This is a genomic window from Chitinophaga sp. 01L420, from assembly GCF_056399985.1.
Genome location: NZ_JBFTSK010000030.1, coordinates 104,926 through 123,181 on the forward strand (window position 1 = coordinate 104,926; position 18,256 = coordinate 123,181).

Below are 18,256 nucleotides of genomic sequence, written 5' to 3' on the forward strand. Positions count from 1 at the left end.
GGATGTTCCTGTACACGTGCGCTTTCCTAATTATTTTTTCTCCTGTCGAAGGCTGTTGATGGAATATTAACAGGTTTAAAATTATGCGTTTCACTGAACAAGCCTGTTCACTGACTAAGGTATGCTTGTATGTGATGATCTTCATCATCTGGCCGGCAACAACCATTAAAGCACAGCAGGCAGATACGATTACCACCAAAGATCTCCGGGAGGTGTCCGTCACCGCTTCGCGGACAGGCAAAGAAATAAGCCCCGGGCAAAAATTGCAGGCAAAAGAACTCAACAGACTGGGCAGCCATTCTGTGGCAGATGCGCTCCGCTTCTTCTCCGGCGTGCAGATCAAAGATTACGGTGGCATAGGAGGCCTGCAAACAGTGGATATCCGCAGTATGGGATCCAACCATACCGGTGTATTCTATGATGGCATTGAACTCGGCAACGCCCAAAACGGACAGGTAGATCTGGGTAAATTTTCCCTGGACAACATGGAAGAAATCGCCCTGTATAACGGACAAAAAAGTAACATCTTTCAACCGGCCAAAGACTTCGGATCTGCCGGCTCCATTTATCTGACTTCTCTCAAACCTAAATTCGCTCCAGGTGAAAAAACACATGTGAGAGCGACTGTTAAAACAGGCTCCTTTGGCCTGTTCAACCCTTCCCTGCTCTGGCAACAAAAAATCAACGACAAAATATCCGCCTCCTTCAGCAGCGAGTGGACCAGCGCTACCGGCCGTTATAAATACAGTTATGCCAAATTCGACTCACTCAAAAATCTGGCTTACGACACCAGCGCCTATCGCAAAAACGGCGATGTCAACGCTGTACGGATAGAAGGCGGGCTCAATGGCGTTATGAAAGGCGGCGAATGGAGTACCAAAATATATTATTATAATGCTGAAAGAGGATTACCCGGCTTTATTGTCAACAATGTATTCGGGCATATTGACCGCCTTTGGGATCGCAACCTGTTCATCCAATCTTCTTTCCGTAAAGAAATTACCAAACGTTACAGCATCCTGCTCAATGCCAAATATGCATATGACTATACGCATTATCTGGCCCTCGATACCGCACAGTTTCGGGCAAACAATCATTACCGCCAATACGAAATGTATTTTTCTATGGCGCAGCAGTATGCACTGACTAGCTGGTGGACCGTCTCTCTTTCCAGCGATTTTCAATGGAATAAACTGGATGCCGACCTGAGAGAATTCAGCTATCCTACCAGGTACACCACCCTCGTAGCAGGTGCTTCTGCTGTCAACTTTAAGCGATTCAGTGCGCAGGCCAGCCTGTTGGGAACTTTTGTGAGTGAAACTGTAAAACTAAACGCCGCGGCACCTTATCAGCAGAAATTTACCCCTGCTGTATTTGTTTCCTGGCAACCATTACCAACACCCGATATACGCCTGCGTGCCTTTTATAAACGCATCTTCCGCATGCCTACGTTCAACGATCTCTATTATACCGAAATCGGTAACCGCTTTCTGCAACCAGAGTTCGCCACACAATATGATGCAGGCGTCACCTGGAATAAATCGTTCATTGGTAAATGGTTTACACAAGCCGGCGTAGAAGTGGATGGATACTATAACGAGATAACCGACAAGATTGTAGCCATACCCGGACAAAATCAATTTGCATGGACCATGATGAACCTGGGCAAAGTAAAAATTAATGGCCTCGATGTAAAAGCAAATGCAGGCTGGCGCATCAAACAGCAACTGAATATGCTGTTAAGAGCCACCTATACTTTCCAACAGGCATTGGATTATACCAATCCAACAAAGACGTTCTATCGTCAGCAGATTGCCTACATTCCCCGTCATAGCGGCTCACTCATACTGGGCGCCGATTTTAAAAACTGGGAAGCCAACTACAGCTTTATTTATACAGGAGAAAGATATAACGGCAAGGATAATATACCGGAAAACTATGTACAACCATGGTATACCAGCGACTTATCCCTTGGCAAACAATTCAACTATAAACGTACCCACGTTCACGTAACTGCACAGGTAAATAACCTGGCCAACCAGTTCTATGAAGTGGTGCAAAGCTACCCGATGCCGGGTAGAAATTACCGCTTCATTTTAGCGGTCAATATTTAATCTGAAATGCCATGATGAAACAATTAAAGAATACATGTTTACTGGTTGCAGCCATTGGTATGATCAACAGTGGTTGCAGAAAAGACGCCACCATTGTACCGCCGGTACTCACGCCTGTTACCACACCAGATCCTAATGCACCCTACGTTGGCATCTATATGCTTAATGAAGGCAATATGGGCAGCAACAAAGCTTCCCTGGATTACTTCGACTACACCACCGGCTTTTATAAAAAAAATATCTACGCAGAAAAAAACCCTACGGTGGTGAAAGAGCTGGGCGATGTAGGTAATGACATTCAGATGTATGGCAGTAAACTATACGCCGTCATCAACGTATCCAACAAGGTAGAAGTGATGGATGTAGCCACCACCAAGCGCCTGGGAAAAATTGATATCCTCAACTGCCGCTATATTGCCTTTGCTAACGGTAAAGCCTATGTGAGTTCTTATGCCGGCCCTGTAAAAGTGGATGAAAACGCGCCCATCGGATTTGTGGCAGAAGTAGATACCAGCACCCTGCAAGTTACCCGTAAAGTAATTGTAGGTTATCAGCCGGAAGAAATGGCAGTAGTAGGCAACAAGTTATATGTGGCCAATTCAGGCGGTTACCGCGTACCCAACTACGACCGCACCGTATCAGTGATTGACCTGCTTACCTTCACCGAAACTAAAAAAATTGATGTAGCCATTAACCTCGACCGGCTAAAGGTAGACGGCGATGGCGATATATACGTGACCTCCCGTGGTGATTACCGGAAAACTTCCTCTAAGCTGTTTGTGATTGATACCAAAACAGACGCAGTAAAGAAAACATTCGACATAGGCGCCAGCAATCTCTGCATCTCCGGCGACACTGCTTATGTATATGGCTCTGTATTCAGCTATAATACCGGCAAATGGACGATCACCTATAACATGATCAATGTAAAAACGGAAACGGTACTCAACACGAATTTTATTACAGATGGTACTGAAAAGAATATCGAAATGCCTTATGGCGTTATCGTTAATCCAGCCACCAAAGAAATTTTTGTAACAGACGCCAAAGACTACGTTTCCTCCGGTACCTTATACTGCTTTGATAAAACAGGAAAAAAGAAATGGTCTGCCATCACCGGAGATATTCCGGGACATATGGTATTCGTAAAATCCAGTAAATAATCACACTAATTTTATATTATGAAAAGAAAATTTCTACTCGCAGGTATCATGGTGGCTGTAATCATCAGCAGTTGTTCCAAGAGCAAAGATGAAGTAGTGACGCCCGATCCGGAACCAACCGGCCCTTTTTTAAACAAGGTTACAAAAGTATTTGAATATTTCCCTGCACCCGGACAATTCACCAATGGCCTTCCTGTATGGAAGACAGGTGATGACGCCCAAAAAATGGCTGACTATGCGCTGACAGCCCTCGCCAAAGAAGACATGATTTCCCTCGGTGGTTTTGGTGGCTTCGTAGTAATGGGCTTTGATCATACCATCAAAAATGTACCCGGCGAATATTCTTTCATCGTACTGGGTAATGCATTTAACAATTTCGCAGAACCAGGCGTGATCTCCGTTTCAGTAGATGCCAATAAAAACGGCCTGCCGGATGATGAATGGTATGAAATTGCCGGATCTGAATACAACAGCTCTAAAACCATTAAAAATTACCAGATCACCTACTATAAACCAGATGAAGGTAAAGTTCGTACTACTGATCCTGCGGATCCGTATACCAGCGACAATACTTACATTAAATGGAAAGATAATCAGGGACAAAGCGGATACATTGTCAGGAATACATTCCATGACCAACCTTACTACCCTCAATGGAAAGGCGATAGCATTACCTTCACCGGCACGCGGCTGACTGATAGCAATATCAAAAATACCTCCAGTGATCCTGAGTCGCCTTATTATGTATGTCCTGCATTTTCGTGGGGTTATGCAGACAATGCACTCAATGACGATAACGACGCAAAAATAAAGCTGGACTGGGCTGTAGATAAAAAAGGTACACCAGTTAAACTGACAGGTATCAACTTCATTAAAGTGCATACCAGTCAACGTGCAGAAGCTGGCTGGCTGGGCGAAATATCCACAGAAGTGTTGGGTGTAAGAGATCTGAATTTAAAATAACGGAATACCATACTCCTATTCTAAGAGAAGTCATCCCGGAATAATGGGATGGCTTCTTTTTTTGCAACAATATTTTACATCCAATTATTTAATTATCATAACGAGAATCCATATATAATCCCCCCTAAAGATTGCGATCTTATATTCGTGAATCTCAATAAAAATTCATTATTCATAGAATTAACAATAAATAATTAATTAATAATCAATTACTTACAATCACTATTGCAATAGTTATTGTTTCGTTTATTTCGTTTGCGTATATTTGGATATAAACAAAACAAACAGCGTAATGGAAGCCATCATAGAGAAAACCACCAAAAAAGATCAGCAGATAGCCAGATTTCTTATTGATGAAATGCATGAATTTTCCAAAGAAATATTTGGTACCAGAAATAAAAGTATTGCGATCAGAATAGATAATAAAAAGAAAACGTTGGAGATCCCGGCGAAGGCGTTTAAATTATTCTACGCGATACTCGATAATATGGCAGATGGAAAGTCAATTACCATGTTTTCCAGTGATGCAGAAATCAGCACCCAACAAGCGGCAGACCTTTTAAACGTATCACGGCCACATGTGGTAAGTCTTCTAACTAAAGGAGAAATTCCATTTACCAAGACGGGCACGCATCGGAGAATTCTGCTAAACGACATTATTGCATATGATAAAAAGCTACAAAAAACCCGAAACAGTAAGCTGAATTTTTTAGCGAAACAGGCGCAGGAACTTAATATGGGATACTAATGATCAATTCAACTGGATTGGTAGCTGTGCTAGATGCGAATGTGTTGTACCCGGCTTCCGTGCGGGATATTTTATTAAATCTGGCAGCTGTTAAGCTATATCAACCGAAATGGACAAACCAGATACAGGAAGAGTGGATGAGAAACCTGTTAATAAACAGCCCCAACATTGCACACAAAAGCCTCAAAAGTGCCCAGACCGCCATGGACAAGGCATTTCCGGACGCGACTGTGTCTTCTTATGAATCACTCATCGCTGATATAGTATTACCGGATAAAGGCGACAGACATGTACTGGCTGCTGCGATCAAAGGTGAGGCGAAGATCATTGTTACTAATAACATGAAACACTTTCCTGTAAAATACCTGAAGCTGCATCATATTGAAGGGCAGACACCCGACAAATTCATCAAACATCTGCTCTCGTTGGATAAAACCAGGGTACTTGACGCATTCCATGCGCAGGTGAGCAGATTAAAAAACCCACCCCTGTCAGCCGGCCAGGTACTTGCTTCCCTTGAAAGGTGTGGACTAAAGAGCAGTGTGGGCATAATAAAGTCTTTGCTAAAACTTTAGATTATCTAAATATAAAAAGGCGTCTCACTATACATGAGACGCCTTTCCACTTTCCGACTAACTATTTACCGGTACCGGATGCTTATCATCCCCTATCGCCACCAGGCTGAAAGTGCCTGAAATAGCCTTCTCCCGGCTGTCCGAATACATTTCTTCGATATACAGTTCTACCAATACTTTCAGGCTGGTATTGCCTACTTCTGTTACCTTGCCGATCAACTCCACAATGGTACCTGCAGGAATGGGCCGGGTAAAATCTATTTGCCCGGATGATACCGTCACCATTTTTTTGCGTGCAAAACGGGTAGCGGTAATAAATGCTACTTCGTCCATCAGCGACATTGCCGTGCCTCCGAAGAGTGTATCGTAATGATTGGTAGTACTGGGAAATACCGCTTTGAATATTCTTGTCTCCGAGTGAAGAATCTTTTCCTCCATAGTCATAATCGTTCCGTTTTAATTGTTTTTACAAAGCGGCCTTTTCTCTCATCACCACAGCAGCTTTTACCATATTCGTTAAAGCTGCTTTGGTTTCCGGCCATTTACGCGTTTTTAATCCACAGTCAGGATTCACCCACAGATTCCTTGCCGGCAATGCTTCCACCGCTTTTTCCAGCAACGAAATCATTTCTTCTGCAGAAGGTTGTCTGGGTGAATGTATATCATATACGCCAGGGCCAATTTCATTCGGATATTTAAAATGCGCGAAGGCATCCAGTAATTCCATTTGTGACCTTGATGTTTCAATTGTGATCACGTCAGCATCCATCGCAGCAATGTGTTCAATGATATCATTAAATTCACTGTAGCACATATGCGTATGAATTTGTGTTTCGTCTTTCACGCCACTGGCAGCAATACGGAACGCCTGTACTGCCCATTCCAGGTATGCTGCCCAGTTTTCCCGGCGTAAGGGTAACCCTTCCCGGATGGCTGGTTCATCGATCTGTATCACTTTAATACCTGCATTTTCCAGTGCCACCACTTCATCACGAATAGCCCAGGCAATCTGGTTGGCGGTAGTGGATCTTGGCTGGTCATCTCTCACAAAAGACCATTGTAAAATAGTAACAGGACCGGTGAGCATACCTTTCATCAACTTGTCGGTATTGGCTTGTGCAAAGCTGCTCCAACGCACCGTCATGTCTGCAGGACGGCTTACATCACCAAAAATAACCGGTGGTTTTACACAACGGCTGCCATAACTCTGTACCCAGCCATTTTTAGTAAACAGGAATCCATCTAACTGTTCGCCAAAATACTCCACCATGTCGTTGCGCTCAAATTCGCCGTGCACGAGTACATCCAGGCCAATTTCTTCCTGCCAGCGGATCACTTCTATGGTTGCCTTTTCTATGGCGGCATCATATTGTGCTACTGTCAGTTCTCCTTTTTTCAATCTTGCTCTTAACTGCCGGATATCATCCGTTTGTGGGAAGGAGCCAATGGTAGTGGTCGGGAATAATGGCAGGCCAAACTGCTCCTGCTGTATGGCCTGACGAACCGTAAAGGCACTTTTCCTGCTGGCATCACTCAATGTAAATGCTGCGACCCTGTCTTTTACGGCTTTACGGTGAATAAGCCCTGATGCTGCACGGTTGCGAATCGCGTCCTCATTGGCAGCCAGTAGTGCTGTATTTCCTTTTACAATATCCCGCAGCTCCTTTAATTCCTGCAGCTTTTGTTTGGCGAAGGCCATCCAGTTTTTTATTTCGGGAGATATCGCTGTTTCGTAATCCAGATCACAAGGAACATGTAAGAGCGAGCAGGAAGGTGCAATGGCGATGCTGTCTTCCCCTAAAACTTTAATAGCCCTATGTATAAATGCTAATGATTTTGTGTAGTCATTCTTCCAGATATTTCTGCCATCAACTACCCCCAGAGAGAGTTGCAATTTGCTGTTGGCGATCCTTGTCTGCAATACATCTTCCAGTTGCGATGGACAACGTACCAGGTCCAGGTGCAGCGTCTGCACCGGCAATGCCAGTATTGCCGGCAGGTGCTGGCCATAACATTCAAAGTAGGAAGCCAGCACAATATGCAACTGCGGGAAGGCAGCATGTATTTGCGCATATGAATCGGTAAGTACCTGCAATGCTTCCGCAGAAAGATTGAGTGATAAGCAGGGCTCATCCAGTTGTACCACGGTGGCTCCTGCCTTAGTTAAAAGGTCAAATATTTCCAGGTACACCGGCAGCAATTTATCTATCAATGATAACCGGTTAAATCCTGCTTCTTTTTCTTTACCCAGTAACAGGAAGGAAACGGGGCCCAGTAATACCGGCTTGGCAGCATAGCCTGCATTCTTTGCTTCCAGGAACTGGTCCACCACTTTGCGGGAAAACAGGTGGAAGTCCTGGCTGGCGGTAAATTCAGGAACAATATAGTGGTAGTTGGTATCAAACCATTTCGTCATTTCCATGGCGGTGATATCATCTCCATCCCGCTGATAACCTCTGGCCATCGCAAACAACAGGTCTGTTTCAGATAACTGTTTTGCAGTGAGGGTCTGGTATCTGGCTGGTATAGCGCCCATCATCAGCGAGGTATCCAGTACCTGGTCATAATAGGAAAAATCGTTACAGGGAATCCAGTCGATCCCCGCCTGCTTTTGCAGTTCCCAGTTTTGCAACCGGATGCCGGCGGCAACTTCCTGTAGAGCAGAAATAGTAATGCTGCCTGTCCAGTAGCTTTCGCAGGCCTTCTTCAATTCACGCTGGCTACCTATCCTCGGATAGCCTAAGTTGTGGATAATCATTGCTGATTGTTTAAAAGGTGATACATGATGTTCACGCTCTTGTACATACCATAGCAATGCTTTAACAGGAGAAAGTGTAAGAGAGGAGAAGATAGTACGTAATTGTTGCTGACAGGCATGATCCCGGATGCAATACAGCATTGGTAGACGGACCTTTTAAAAAGCGTCCATCTGTCATACCTGTTCTTGAAAAATTACTACATACCAAAACCTGACCTGCTTCAATCCCCGAAAGCAGTGTCAAAGTGAAATAAAGGCAGGTCTCCTGGCTCGTTTCACTGTTAAACACCTTCCCATTCCTCCAACGGAACAGTGGTATATTGTTTACCAGTTGCAGATAAATTATCTGCGCAAAACTTACAGTTGCGGGACAGCCTGTGATTTACACACAGTTCCCTTTTAATCCCGCTTTTCAGCGGGAACCATTACTTGCTTCGATTGTAATACGTAAAGAACCGGGGGCGAAGATAATAAATCCCGGCAACTATCAAATTTAAGTTCCCGGCCGTTTTACAGCGGGATTTCGTTTTCTTACAATGTGGCGCAATAACAAAAAGTGAGTTTTACATCATAAAACGAACAAAAAATGAAACAAGCTAACATCCTGATTACAGGCGCCACCGGCAACATTGGTACAACACTGGCCAAACAGTTATCCGCACAAGGAATTCCTTTTCGTGCCATGGTAAGAACTACAGACGATCAGGCCCGCGCACTCCACGCGTTACCGGGAGCAGAAGCCGTGATCGGAGATTTTAATAATCCCGACAGCGTAGCCAGGGCTTTACAGGGAATAGAAAAAGCTTTCCTCCTCACGAACTCTTCTGAGCAAGCCGAAAAGTTACAAAGTGATTTCGTAGACGTTGCAAGCCATGCCGGAGTACAACATATTGTAAAACTCTCCCAGTTGCATGCCGCACCGCAATCGCCGGTACGTTTTCTCCGGTATCATGCTGCCGTGGAACAAAAGATCCGCGAATCCGGTATTGACTACACTTTCCTGCGACCTAATTTATTTATGCAGGGACTGCTGGGCTTCCGGGATCCCATCATACAACAGGGGAAGTTTTTCGCCACCGCCGGAGAGGCGCCGATTAGCCTGGTAGACATCCGGGATATTGCCGAAATAGCAGCCTTCGCACTCTCCACTCCCGGCCATGCAGGCAAAATATATGATATTACCGGGCCCGAATCCCTCACACACCAGGAATTGGCAACCAAACTGTCTATCGCCCTGGGACGTACCATCAGCTATGTCAATGTTTCATCGGATCAGTTACTCCAGGCCTTGTTACAGGTAGGATTCCCCTTGTGGCAGGCAGAAGGCCTGATCGAAGATTATGCCCACTATGCCCGCGGAGAAGCAGCCGCCATCTCACCGGCAGTGCAGCAGGTGACAGGTCATGCGCCCCGCAATTTTGACCACTTTATACAGGAATATGCAGCACTGTTTGCCTAGCCGCAACATGCCATCGTTTTCTTCTTTTACTGACATAAGAAAAAAACGATGGCATTTTATTGCCAAATTCTTATTTTAGCATTAAATAACGAATCCAGTGGGCAATGAAGAAGCTGTTCTGTTGAAGAAACTGCAGCAAGGGGATGCAGAAGCTTACATAACATTATACAACCAATACTACCCCTCACTTTATACCTACATACTCCACTTTATCAATGTTCCGGAATTTGCGGAAGACGCACTACAGGAAGTATTCATAAAGATTTGGGAGATAAGGGAGCGGATCAATCCTGAACTGTCCTTTAGCGGCTACTTATACCGTATTACCCGTAATCATGTCTTTAAATCATTAAAGAAAATAACCGCCGACGAAGCACTCCGCCTGCAGGTCATGCAGGAATTACAACGGCAAACAGAAGATGCAGATACCAAACTGATATGGAAGGAATATGAAGCGTTATTGCACCAGGCAATCCGTCAACTCCCTCCTCAACGGCAAAAAGTGTTCAGGCTATGTCGCGAAGAAAGCAAAAGCTATGAAGAGGTAGCGCAGGAATTAGGCATTTCCCGGAATACCGTCAAAGAACATATGGTCCTCGCCATGAAAAGCATCCGGTTTTTCTTCTATACCAATAGTGACGGCCTGCTCCCGGTCTTCTTTTTATCCAGTATGATGCTGGACCCCAGCCCCGCTGAAAAAAAATTTTCACCTCCACCCACCCTACCTGTCGTTTCCGGGATAGTATATACATGTCCACAGAAAGAAACGAAGCTTATTACCAACAATTGCTCCTCCGATGGCAACAACGGATATGTACTCCAACGGAAGCCATTGAGCTGATGGACTATCTGCGGCAGGACATTTCCAACCGCACCCTGTTAAATGAATTACAGACCGCATTCCGGCAGGTTAAGCCAGAAAAAGCATTATCACCTGCCGATCCGGGCGAAAGGGTCAGGAAAGAGCTGCTAAAACACATACAGGCATCTCCCGTTATTCCTATCCACCAGCCCCGGAAAAATACCGGTAGATTCAAACTCGCGGCAGCAGCAGCGATCCTGGTTGGTATGGCTATTCCGGCAGGATATCTCCTGCTGCAGCAGCGACACATATCCCAACCAGCCATCCCTACGGTGGTACAAACGAAAACTACCACAAACAGCCACAAAGCGGTACTCACCCTGGCCAATGGAGAAAAAATTGTACTCGACCAGAAAGGCATGCAACAACTGGCACAACAGGGCAGCACTACCATCCGGACAAAAAACGGACAACTGGTATACGAAAAAACAAACGGCGAAGCCAGCGCCCCACTCTATAATACCCTCACCACCGCTGCTGGCGAAACCTATCCGCTGGTACTTGCCGATGGAAGCAAAATATGGCTCAATGCCTCATCATCCATCCGTTTCCCCGCCACATTTGCAGGCAACGAGCGCAAAATTGCACTCACCGGAGAAGCCTACTTTGAAATTGCCCACGATGCACATAAACCTTTCCGCATCCAGGTAAAACAAATCACAGTAGACGTACTGGGCACACACTTTAATATCAACTCCTACGCAGACGAAGCCACTATCAACACCACACTGCTGGAAGGAGCCGTAAAAATAAACAGTGACAAAGGCAGTATGCAACTGGCTCCGGGAGAACAGTCGCAGGTAAGCGCCAATGGAACTTTAAAACGGGTGGCCGGCATCAACACAGACGAAATTGTAGCCTGGAAAGAAGGCTACTTCCGGTTCGAGAGCGCAGACCTGACCACCGTATTGCGACAATTCTCCCATTGGTACGATCTGGAAATCGTATACGAAGGCAAAGTAAAACCAAGAAAATTCTTTGGTATGATCAGCCGCAGCAGCAGCCTGGTCAATGTATTGAAAATGTTGGATGCAAATAATATTTCATATAAAATAGAAGGAAAAAAACTGATTGTCAGAGGTGATGAATAAAATAGTGAACAACACCTCCGTTTCCGGGTGAATAGTCAAATCAACCAATAGCAGGCGGATAAGCCAACGTAGCACTGAATAAAGTCGATAGAACAACCAAATCATTTATCTAATCAAAACTCAGCACAAGTATGCAATCAAGCACTGTTGCCTGTACCCGGTATGATAGGAGCCGGCGTTCAACCAAACACCTAAAGGTCGGTAAACTACTGACCCTGCTTTGTCTCGCCACCGGTATGCAGGTGAACGCGGCAAAATCACAGAACCAGGTGGTAAACCTGTCGCTCAAAAATGCCACCGCCAAAGATGTATTCCGGGAAATCAACAAGCAAACAGGGCTCAACATCCTGGCGGATGAAGCCTTGCTGGAGAAAGGTGGCAAAGCTAACATCGAGGTAAAGAATATGCCTGTTGGCGATGCACTGAATATTTTTATGCGCAACCAGCCACTCTCCTACACCATTGAAGGCGGGGCGATTATCGTAAAAAACAAGCCAGCCACTCAGCCGGCCAGTACACCACCACCACCCATAGAAATTCATGGTACCGTAACCACCGCCAAAGGACAACCTTTACCTGGTGCTACTGTTACTGTAAAAGGCACCAGACATGGCGCTGTTACCAAAGCAGATGGTAGCTTCAGCATCTCCGCCAATCCGGGAGAAACACTGGAGTTCTCCATGGTAGGCTTTAAACCATGGTCCGTGAAAATAGATGGTAGCACCACCACTTTTAAGGTAGTACTGGAAGATGACGTATCCAACCTCACCGATGTAGTGGTGGTAGGGTATGGTACCACGAAGAAAAAAGACCTCACCGGTTCCGTCAGCTCCATTTCCAGCGATCAGATGAACAATGGTGGCGTTACCTCCAATGCCGCCCAGGCCATACAGGGTAGGGCTGCAGGTGTGCAGGTAAGYCAGTCGAACGCCGCTCCCGGCGGGCAAACCATCGTGCGCATCCGTGGTGGTAACTCCATCAAATCCACCAACGAACCGTTGTATGTAGTCGATGGTTTCCCTTCTGAAACAGGGAAGGATATCAACCCGAATGATATTGATGATATACAGATCCTGAAAGATGCTTCTTCTACTGCCATCTATGGCGCCCGTGGCGCCAACGGTGTAGTGATGATTACCACCAAAAGAGGCAAATCCGGCAGAGCAGCCATCCAGTATGATGGTTATTACGGTACCCAAAGGATCGTCAAAGAATATGATAAAATGACCGGCCTGGAAAACATGAAGGTCACCAATGCCAAAGCGATTGAAAAAGGACTCCCGGCCTACTATACAACTGAAGACCTGGCCAGCGGCCGTAATAACGATTGGTTTAAATTAGCCACCCGTCCGGGCATGGTACAAAGCCACAACCTGAGCGTAAGCGGTGGTACGGCAGAAGATCGTGTTTCCTTATCCGGCAGTTACTTTAAGCAGGAAGGCGCGCTGAAAAATACCAACTACGAAAGATATTCTGTTCGCCTCAATTATGACAGACAGTTTAGCAAACGTTTCAAAACCGGCGCCAGTGTATACGGCTCGCATGCATACACCAATTTCAAAACCTATGATGGTAACATTGTTCCCTCTAACGTGATGTATGGTGTATTAACTGCATCTCCTGCCATTCCGGTATACAATAACAACGGGACTTTTGCCCGGTTCAAGGGTAGAGACAATCCGCTGGCCTGGCTACTGGCGCCAACCAACGACCGGTACGAAAACAAAATGAATATCAACGCGTATGCCGACTATCAGATACTGGACGGACTTAACTTTCGCGTAAATGGAGGAACAGAATATACTACTACCAAAGAAGGCACTTACCTGCCCCGCGACCTGGTAGACGGTGAAAAAGTAGGTGGTAAAGCCAGCGTAAATGATCTGGCCTATACCCGTAATCTCGTGGAAGCTTATTTTACTTATAAAAAAGTATTCAACGGCATTCATTCCATCAACCTGGTAGCCGGTGCCTCTTATCAGTCAGATACCTATTCAAAACATTATTCACTGGTGCAGAAGTTCAGCACAGATGTGTTCCTCTATCATAACCTGGATGGAGGTACTGAGCGGTTATCCAGCAGTAGTCTGGACGTACCTTCCAAGATGGCTTCTGCTTACGGACGTTTAAACTATTCCCTGAAAGATAAATACCTCGCTACCTTTACCTTTCGTAGAGATGGATCCTCTAAATTTGGTGGTAACTACCGGTTCGGAAACTTTCCTTCCGGCTCCATTGCCTGGAGAGCCGGTGAAGAAGATTTCATTAAAAACCTGAATGTGTTTTCCAACCTGAAAATCAGGGGAGGTTATGGTCTTACCGGTAACGACAGAATCGGTGATTATATTTATATGCCCCTGTTTGGCCCCACTAATGTATCACTCGGACAAGGTAGTGACAGCTATGGAGGTACCGTTATCATCCGTTTGCCTAACGAAGATCTGCAATKGGAAAACACTGCCCAGCTTGACGTTGGAATAGATATGGGCTTTTTCAACAATCGCATATCTGCAACCGTAGACTATTACCGTAAAAAAACGAATAAGCTGATCTTTGACATGCCAATCGGCGACTGGAATGGCTTCGCCTCCCATACCGTTAATGCCGGTAGCATAGAAAACAAGGGTATAGAATTATCCATCACCACAGAGAATATCGTACACAGCGCATTTACCTGGAATACCACGCTGAATATTGCTTATAACAAACAAAACTGTCTGGACCTGGGTGGCCAGCCTTATGTCATTACACAAACAGCTAACCTTTATGGTGGACGTGGATTAGACTTCACTAAACTGGCACCAGGTCAGGAATTAAGTACTATCTACGGTTATGTATATGACGGCGTGATTAAAACCGGAGACGCACATACTGCACAGCCATCTTCCAAACCAGGCGACCCTAAATTCAAGGATATCAGTGGACCTGACGGTAAGCCAGATGGCGTGATCAACGCTTTTGACCGCACTTATCTCGGACATGCCAACCCGCACTACATCTATGGTATCAGCAACAATTTTGCCTACAAAGGTTTTGAATTAAATATATTCCTGCAGGGCGCGTTGGATTACAGCTTATACAATGCTACCAACCTCGTATTGGAATCTGGCCCGGGTAAAGCTGCACTGAACAGATGGACCACCACCAACGAAAACACGGATATACCAAGAGATGGTTATGCAATCGCTTATGGTGGCCTGATAAACTCCCGCTTTGTGGAAAACGCTTCTTACCTGCGTTGTAAGATGATTACACTCGGCTATAATGTCCCGGTAGCCAAAACCTTTTTGAAAAAATTGGCCGGTATTAAGGTATATGGCTCCGTACAAAACTTATTCACTATCACTAAATATACAGGATCTGACCCTGAGGTAAATACGAATCTGAACAGCAGCGGCAGCAATGCCAACCTTTCTTCCGGATTGGATTATACTGCTTTCCCGGCTTACCGCACTTTTACCATGGGGCTTAAATTAAATTTCTAAACCTGTAAATTCCGGAACAAATGAAATACGCATATATCGCATTAACCACCCTGCTGCTTGGCGCTACTTCGTGTAAGAAGATGGTGGAACCTAAAGTATACAGTAACCTCACAGCCGATAACGCATTTCTCACCCTGAGTGATGCCAAAGCTGCCGTTAATGGTGTTTACTCAAGACTCAAACAACCCAGTGGCAGATCAGATGCATGGATGTACTATGCAGGCTTCCAGGTAACCATCTCAGACCTCACCACCGATATCGGACATGCCAGCTCCGGCGGTGATGTGGGCCTGATGGCCGACTGTCAGTGGGCACCAGCGAATACCTATCTTGCCTTTGCCTGGCAACACCAGTACAAACTGGTAACAGATGCCAACATCTCTTTATACTATATCCCTAAAATGGCCAGCATCACAGCTGCACAAAAGGATCAGTTTACCGCAGAACTTCGCTTCCTGCGTGCGCTGGGCTATGTAGATCTTACGGATGCTTTTGGTCCGGTTATTATGGTAACAGAAGAAACTGTCGCTAAAAACACCACGCAACCAGACTACGAAGCACCCTTGCCAACCACACCTGTTGCCGACGTTAATAAACTCATCATCAGCGATCTCGAATTCGCTGCACAACACCTTCCGGTTAATTATGAAAGTAGCGACATTTACAGCACCAAAGATATTGGCCGTGCTACCAAAGGCGCAGCAATGTCTTTACTGTGCAAACTGTATATGCGTGAACATGAATGGCAAAAAGCGCTGGATCTTACTACAGAAATCATGAAGCTCGGATATGGATTATATCCTTCCTATGCCGGTTTATTTGCAGAGAAAAATAAATGGTGCCAGGAAAGCATCTTCAGCGCATTAGCAGATCCGCTGAACGATGCCGTGGAAATCATGAACCACTTTGGCCCTATCAACAATCCTGTTGTAACAGACAGATGGCAGTACTTTGCTATGACCTGGTATTTCTGGAACACCTTTGCTGCCAATGATGACCGCAAACAAATGTTCTATTACGACTATATGGGTACAGATGATCTGCACTACATGCAGGCCCCGGCCGGACAAACTACTCCACCCAAAGGCTTCTATTATATGCCGGATGTAGCTACCACTAAATTTGCAGATCCTAAAGGTTCTACTACCTATTACGATGGACACGTGTTCCCGATTCTTCGTTATGCAGATATCCTGCTGTGCAGAGCGGAAGCTTTGAATGAACTCAATGGCCCTACCGACGAATCCATTACGCTGATCAACCAGGTAAAAGCCCGCTCTCATGCCAACGCTTTAGGTGCCGCCAGCACTTTTAACAAAGCAAGCTTACGTGACGCTATCCTGCAGGAACGCGGCTGGGAATTCTTCTTTGAGTGCAAACGCAGACAGGACCTGATCCGCATGGATAAGTATCAAAGCACCGTAAATACGTATCTTACAGCAGTAGGAAAAGTACCTTCCATCAATATTGCTAAAGATAAATACTTCCCTTATCCACAGGCACAGGTAGATCTCAATAAGAGCCTCAGCAACAGTGACCGTCGTCAGTAACAGGGAAATGGTCTTTTTTAATTATTCAATATTGCAAATGAAAAGATTGAATAAAATACAACGTATGCTGCCATTGGTTTCAATGGCAGCTGCGTTTTTTTTGATGCAGGCCTGCAATAGCGGAGGGAACGACATCACTGAAATCACCCTTAATCCGCAGGGACAAAATGCCCTCAAAGTAAAAGTGGCCGTGCAATGCACCGACACCGTAGATGCTGCCGTGGAATACTGGCCCAAAGGAAAAGAACAGCAACGCACTACTACTCCACTGTCGAAACATCAGCTGCGGCATGCGATTGTACTCACTAACCTGCAGCCACTGCAAAGCTATGAGTACCGCGTATTAACCGGCCATGATAAAGATCTGTACGGCAGTAAGGTATACACCTTTAACACCACCGATGTTCCTGTGTGGATGAAAGATGTGTTCAACGTAGTATGTCCGGACAGCTCCGTTTTACCAGCGCCTTTCAGACAGGGCTATGTGATGGTGTCCCGTCGCGATGATCCCGGCGTATTGTTTTTATTAAATGCCAAAGGACATATCGCATGGTATCACCAGGTAAGTGGCACCGGTTTTAAAGTTGCCGGTTTTACCCAACAAAACACCCTGTTGTCTCTCTTAGGCGGCCCGGCTTACGAAACCAGCTATGGCGATGAAATACTCGAACTTTCTCTAACCGGCGACACCCTGGCCGACCTCAAAAAAGGAAGGGATTTTAAACCCACCATCCACCACGAAATTTTACTGAATAACAACAATGAATTTGTTACGCTTTTTGTGGAAGAAAGAATAACAGACCTCAGCAGCAAAGGAGGTAGTAAAACAGATACTGTCAAAGGAGATGGCATCCTGGTATTAGACAGACAAGGCAAAGAAGTATGGAAATGGACAGTATTTGATGCACTGAATCCGCTGGATGATAAAAATATCTTACAAGAGAAAAAAGACTGGATGCACGCCAACTGCGTCACATTCGATAAAGATGGTAACTACCTCATTTCTTTTTATAACAATGGACAAATCTGGAAGATAGATGCCCGCACCGGCAAACGCCTGTGGGCGTTCGGCAAAGGCGGCGATTTTGATATGCCGGCAGATGCCCTGTTTGATCAGGCGCATGCCGTTCATATTAATAAACATAATGAGCTGATGTTTTTCGACAATGGCGTCAGCAAAAAAATATCCCGGACACTGGCATTTAAAATAGATGAAAATGAAAAACAGGCACACCTTGTCATCGATACCAAATTGCCACCCGAAAATTATAATGAAAGAATGGGCAGCAGCTACCTGGTAGGTGACAGCGCCTTACTGCAATGCGCCACCAAACGCAATACCGTTATCCTGACCAATTTACAGGGCAGGTTCCTGTGGCTGATGAGAACAGGCATGTCTTCCTACCGGGCCTCATTTATTCCCGCAGAGAGACTGGCGCCTTATATCGCGCAACCTGGATACGCACATTAATGTCAACCAAAAAAACA

At 45.4% G+C, this 18,256-nt stretch carries 13 protein-coding genes and 1 riboswitch; of the genes, 11 read left to right on the plus strand and 2 right to left on the minus strand.

Translation table 11 applies throughout. The annotated features are described in order from the left end of the window. The first annotated feature begins 83 nt into the window (after positions 1 to 83). The 5 genes from AC1DP6_RS24595 to AC1DP6_RS24615 all read left to right on the plus strand — a co-directional run bounded on the left by AC1DP6_RS24595 (position 84) and on the right by AC1DP6_RS24615 (position 5,563). On the plus strand, positions 84 to 2,114 hold the full coding sequence (locus AC1DP6_RS24595; RefSeq protein WP_477057212.1) for a TonB-dependent receptor: 2,031 nt from the start codon (positions 84 to 86) through the stop codon (positions 2,112 to 2,114). A gap of 11 nt (positions 2,115 to 2,125) precedes the next feature. Then, positions 2,126 to 3,277 (plus strand): YncE family protein, encoded by a 1,152-nt coding sequence (locus AC1DP6_RS24600; RefSeq protein WP_477057213.1) that lies wholly within the window; start codon positions 2,126 to 2,128, stop codon positions 3,275 to 3,277. Positions 3,278 to 3,295: 18 nt separating this feature from the next. Next, a complete protein-coding gene (locus AC1DP6_RS24605) occupies positions 3,296 to 4,240 on the plus strand; it encodes a hypothetical protein (RefSeq protein WP_477057214.1) in 945 nt (314 codons plus the stop codon). A gap of 292 nt (positions 4,241 to 4,532) precedes the next feature. Continuing rightward, a complete protein-coding gene (locus AC1DP6_RS24610) occupies positions 4,533 to 4,988 on the plus strand; it encodes an excisionase family DNA-binding protein (RefSeq protein ID WP_477057215.1) in 456 nt (151 codons plus the stop codon). Continuing rightward, a complete protein-coding gene (locus AC1DP6_RS24615; RefSeq protein WP_477057216.1) occupies positions 4,988 to 5,563 on the plus strand; it encodes a PIN domain-containing protein in 576 nt (191 codons plus the stop codon). Before AC1DP6_RS24610 ends, AC1DP6_RS24615 begins: the two co-directional genes overlap by 1 nt. A gap of 57 nt (positions 5,564 to 5,620) precedes the next feature. Here AC1DP6_RS24615 and AC1DP6_RS24620 read toward each other — a convergent pair whose 3' ends face one another. Both AC1DP6_RS24620 and metE read right to left on the minus strand, forming a co-directional pair. Beyond that, positions 5,621 to 6,007: an acyl-CoA thioesterase gene (locus tag AC1DP6_RS24620; RefSeq protein ID WP_441574538.1), complete on the minus strand. Its 387-nt coding sequence runs from the start codon at positions 6,005 to 6,007 to the stop codon at positions 5,621 to 5,623. A 22-nt stretch (positions 6,008 to 6,029) separates the two neighbouring features. Further along, the gene (gene metE / locus AC1DP6_RS24625) at positions 6,030 to 8,462 is read right to left on the minus strand and encodes a 5-methyltetrahydropteroyltriglutamate--homocysteine S-methyltransferase (protein ID WP_477057217.1); all 2,433 of its coding nucleotides are present in this window, start codon (positions 8,460 to 8,462) and stop codon (positions 6,030 to 6,032) included. 97 nt (positions 8,463 to 8,559) lie between these two features. Next, positions 8,560 to 8,763, minus strand: a riboswitch (cobalamin riboswitch). A gap of 144 nt (positions 8,764 to 8,907) precedes the next feature. On the opposite strand from metE, the gene AC1DP6_RS24630 reads away from it, so the two are divergent. The 6 genes from AC1DP6_RS24630 to AC1DP6_RS24655 all read left to right on the plus strand — a co-directional run bounded on the left by AC1DP6_RS24630 (position 8,908) and on the right by AC1DP6_RS24655 (position 18,239). Further along, positions 8,908 to 9,780, plus strand: a complete 873-nt coding sequence (locus AC1DP6_RS24630) for an SDR family oxidoreductase (protein WP_477057218.1) — start codon at positions 8,908 to 8,910, stop codon at positions 9,778 to 9,780. 97 nt (positions 9,781 to 9,877) lie between these two features. Beyond that, positions 9,878 to 10,621, plus strand: coding sequence for an RNA polymerase sigma factor (locus AC1DP6_RS24635; RefSeq protein ID WP_477057219.1), 744 nt, complete (start codon positions 9,878 to 9,880; stop codon positions 10,619 to 10,621). After that, complete coding sequence (locus tag AC1DP6_RS24640) at positions 10,531 to 11,733, plus strand: FecR family protein (protein WP_477057220.1); 1,203 nt, start codon at positions 10,531 to 10,533, stop codon at positions 11,731 to 11,733. Before AC1DP6_RS24635 ends, AC1DP6_RS24640 begins: the two co-directional genes overlap by 91 nt. Positions 11,734 to 11,864: 131 nt before the next feature. Next, positions 11,865 to 15,218 carry a TonB-dependent receptor gene (locus AC1DP6_RS24645; RefSeq protein ID WP_477057221.1) on the plus strand — a complete coding sequence of 1,118 codons (3,354 nt, stop codon included), beginning with the start codon at positions 11,865 to 11,867 and terminating at the stop codon, positions 15,216 to 15,218. Positions 15,219 to 15,238: 20 nt separating this feature from the next. Continuing rightward, a complete protein-coding gene (locus AC1DP6_RS24650) occupies positions 15,239 to 16,768 on the plus strand; it encodes a RagB/SusD family nutrient uptake outer membrane protein (protein ID WP_477057222.1) in 1,530 nt (509 codons plus the stop codon). A 37-nt stretch (positions 16,769 to 16,805) separates the two neighbouring features. Then, entirely contained in the window at positions 16,806 to 18,239 is a 1,434-nt protein-coding gene (locus AC1DP6_RS24655; protein ID WP_477057223.1) for an aryl-sulfate sulfotransferase, read from the plus strand. Positions 18,240 to 18,256: the final 17 nt, after the last annotated feature.

Excerpts from the sequence above, each read along its gene's own strand:
- AC1DP6_RS24595 (WP_477057212.1), top strand. The coding sequence starts at position 84 with ATGCGTTTCACTGAACAAGCCTGTTCACTGACTAAGGTATGCTTGTAT.
- AC1DP6_RS24600 (WP_477057213.1), top strand. The coding sequence starts at position 2,126 with ATGATGAAACAATTAAAGAATACATGTTTACTGGTTGCAGCCATTGGT.
- AC1DP6_RS24605 (WP_477057214.1), top strand. The coding sequence starts at position 3,296 with ATGAAAAGAAAATTTCTACTCGCAGGTATCATGGTGGCTGTAATCATC.
- AC1DP6_RS24610 (WP_477057215.1), top strand. The coding sequence starts at position 4,533 with ATGGAAGCCATCATAGAGAAAACCACCAAAAAAGATCAGCAGATAGCC.
- AC1DP6_RS24615 (WP_477057216.1), top strand. The coding sequence starts at position 4,988 with ATGATCAATTCAACTGGATTGGTAGCTGTGCTAGATGCGAATGTGTTG.
- AC1DP6_RS24620 (WP_441574538.1), bottom strand. The coding sequence starts at position 6,007 with ATGACTATGGAGGAAAAGATTCTTCACTCGGAGACAAGAATATTCAAA.
- metE (WP_477057217.1), bottom strand. The coding sequence starts at position 8,462 with ATGCTGTATTGCATCCGGGATCATGCCTGTCAGCAACAATTACGTACT.
- AC1DP6_RS24630 (WP_477057218.1), top strand. The coding sequence starts at position 8,908 with ATGAAACAAGCTAACATCCTGATTACAGGCGCCACCGGCAACATTGGT.
- AC1DP6_RS24640 (WP_477057220.1), top strand. The coding sequence starts at position 10,531 with ATGTCCACAGAAAGAAACGAAGCTTATTACCAACAATTGCTCCTCCGA.
- AC1DP6_RS24650 (WP_477057222.1), top strand. The coding sequence starts at position 15,239 with ATGAAATACGCATATATCGCATTAACCACCCTGCTGCTTGGCGCTACT.
- AC1DP6_RS24655 (WP_477057223.1), top strand. The coding sequence starts at position 16,806 with ATGAAAAGATTGAATAAAATACAACGTATGCTGCCATTGGTTTCAATG.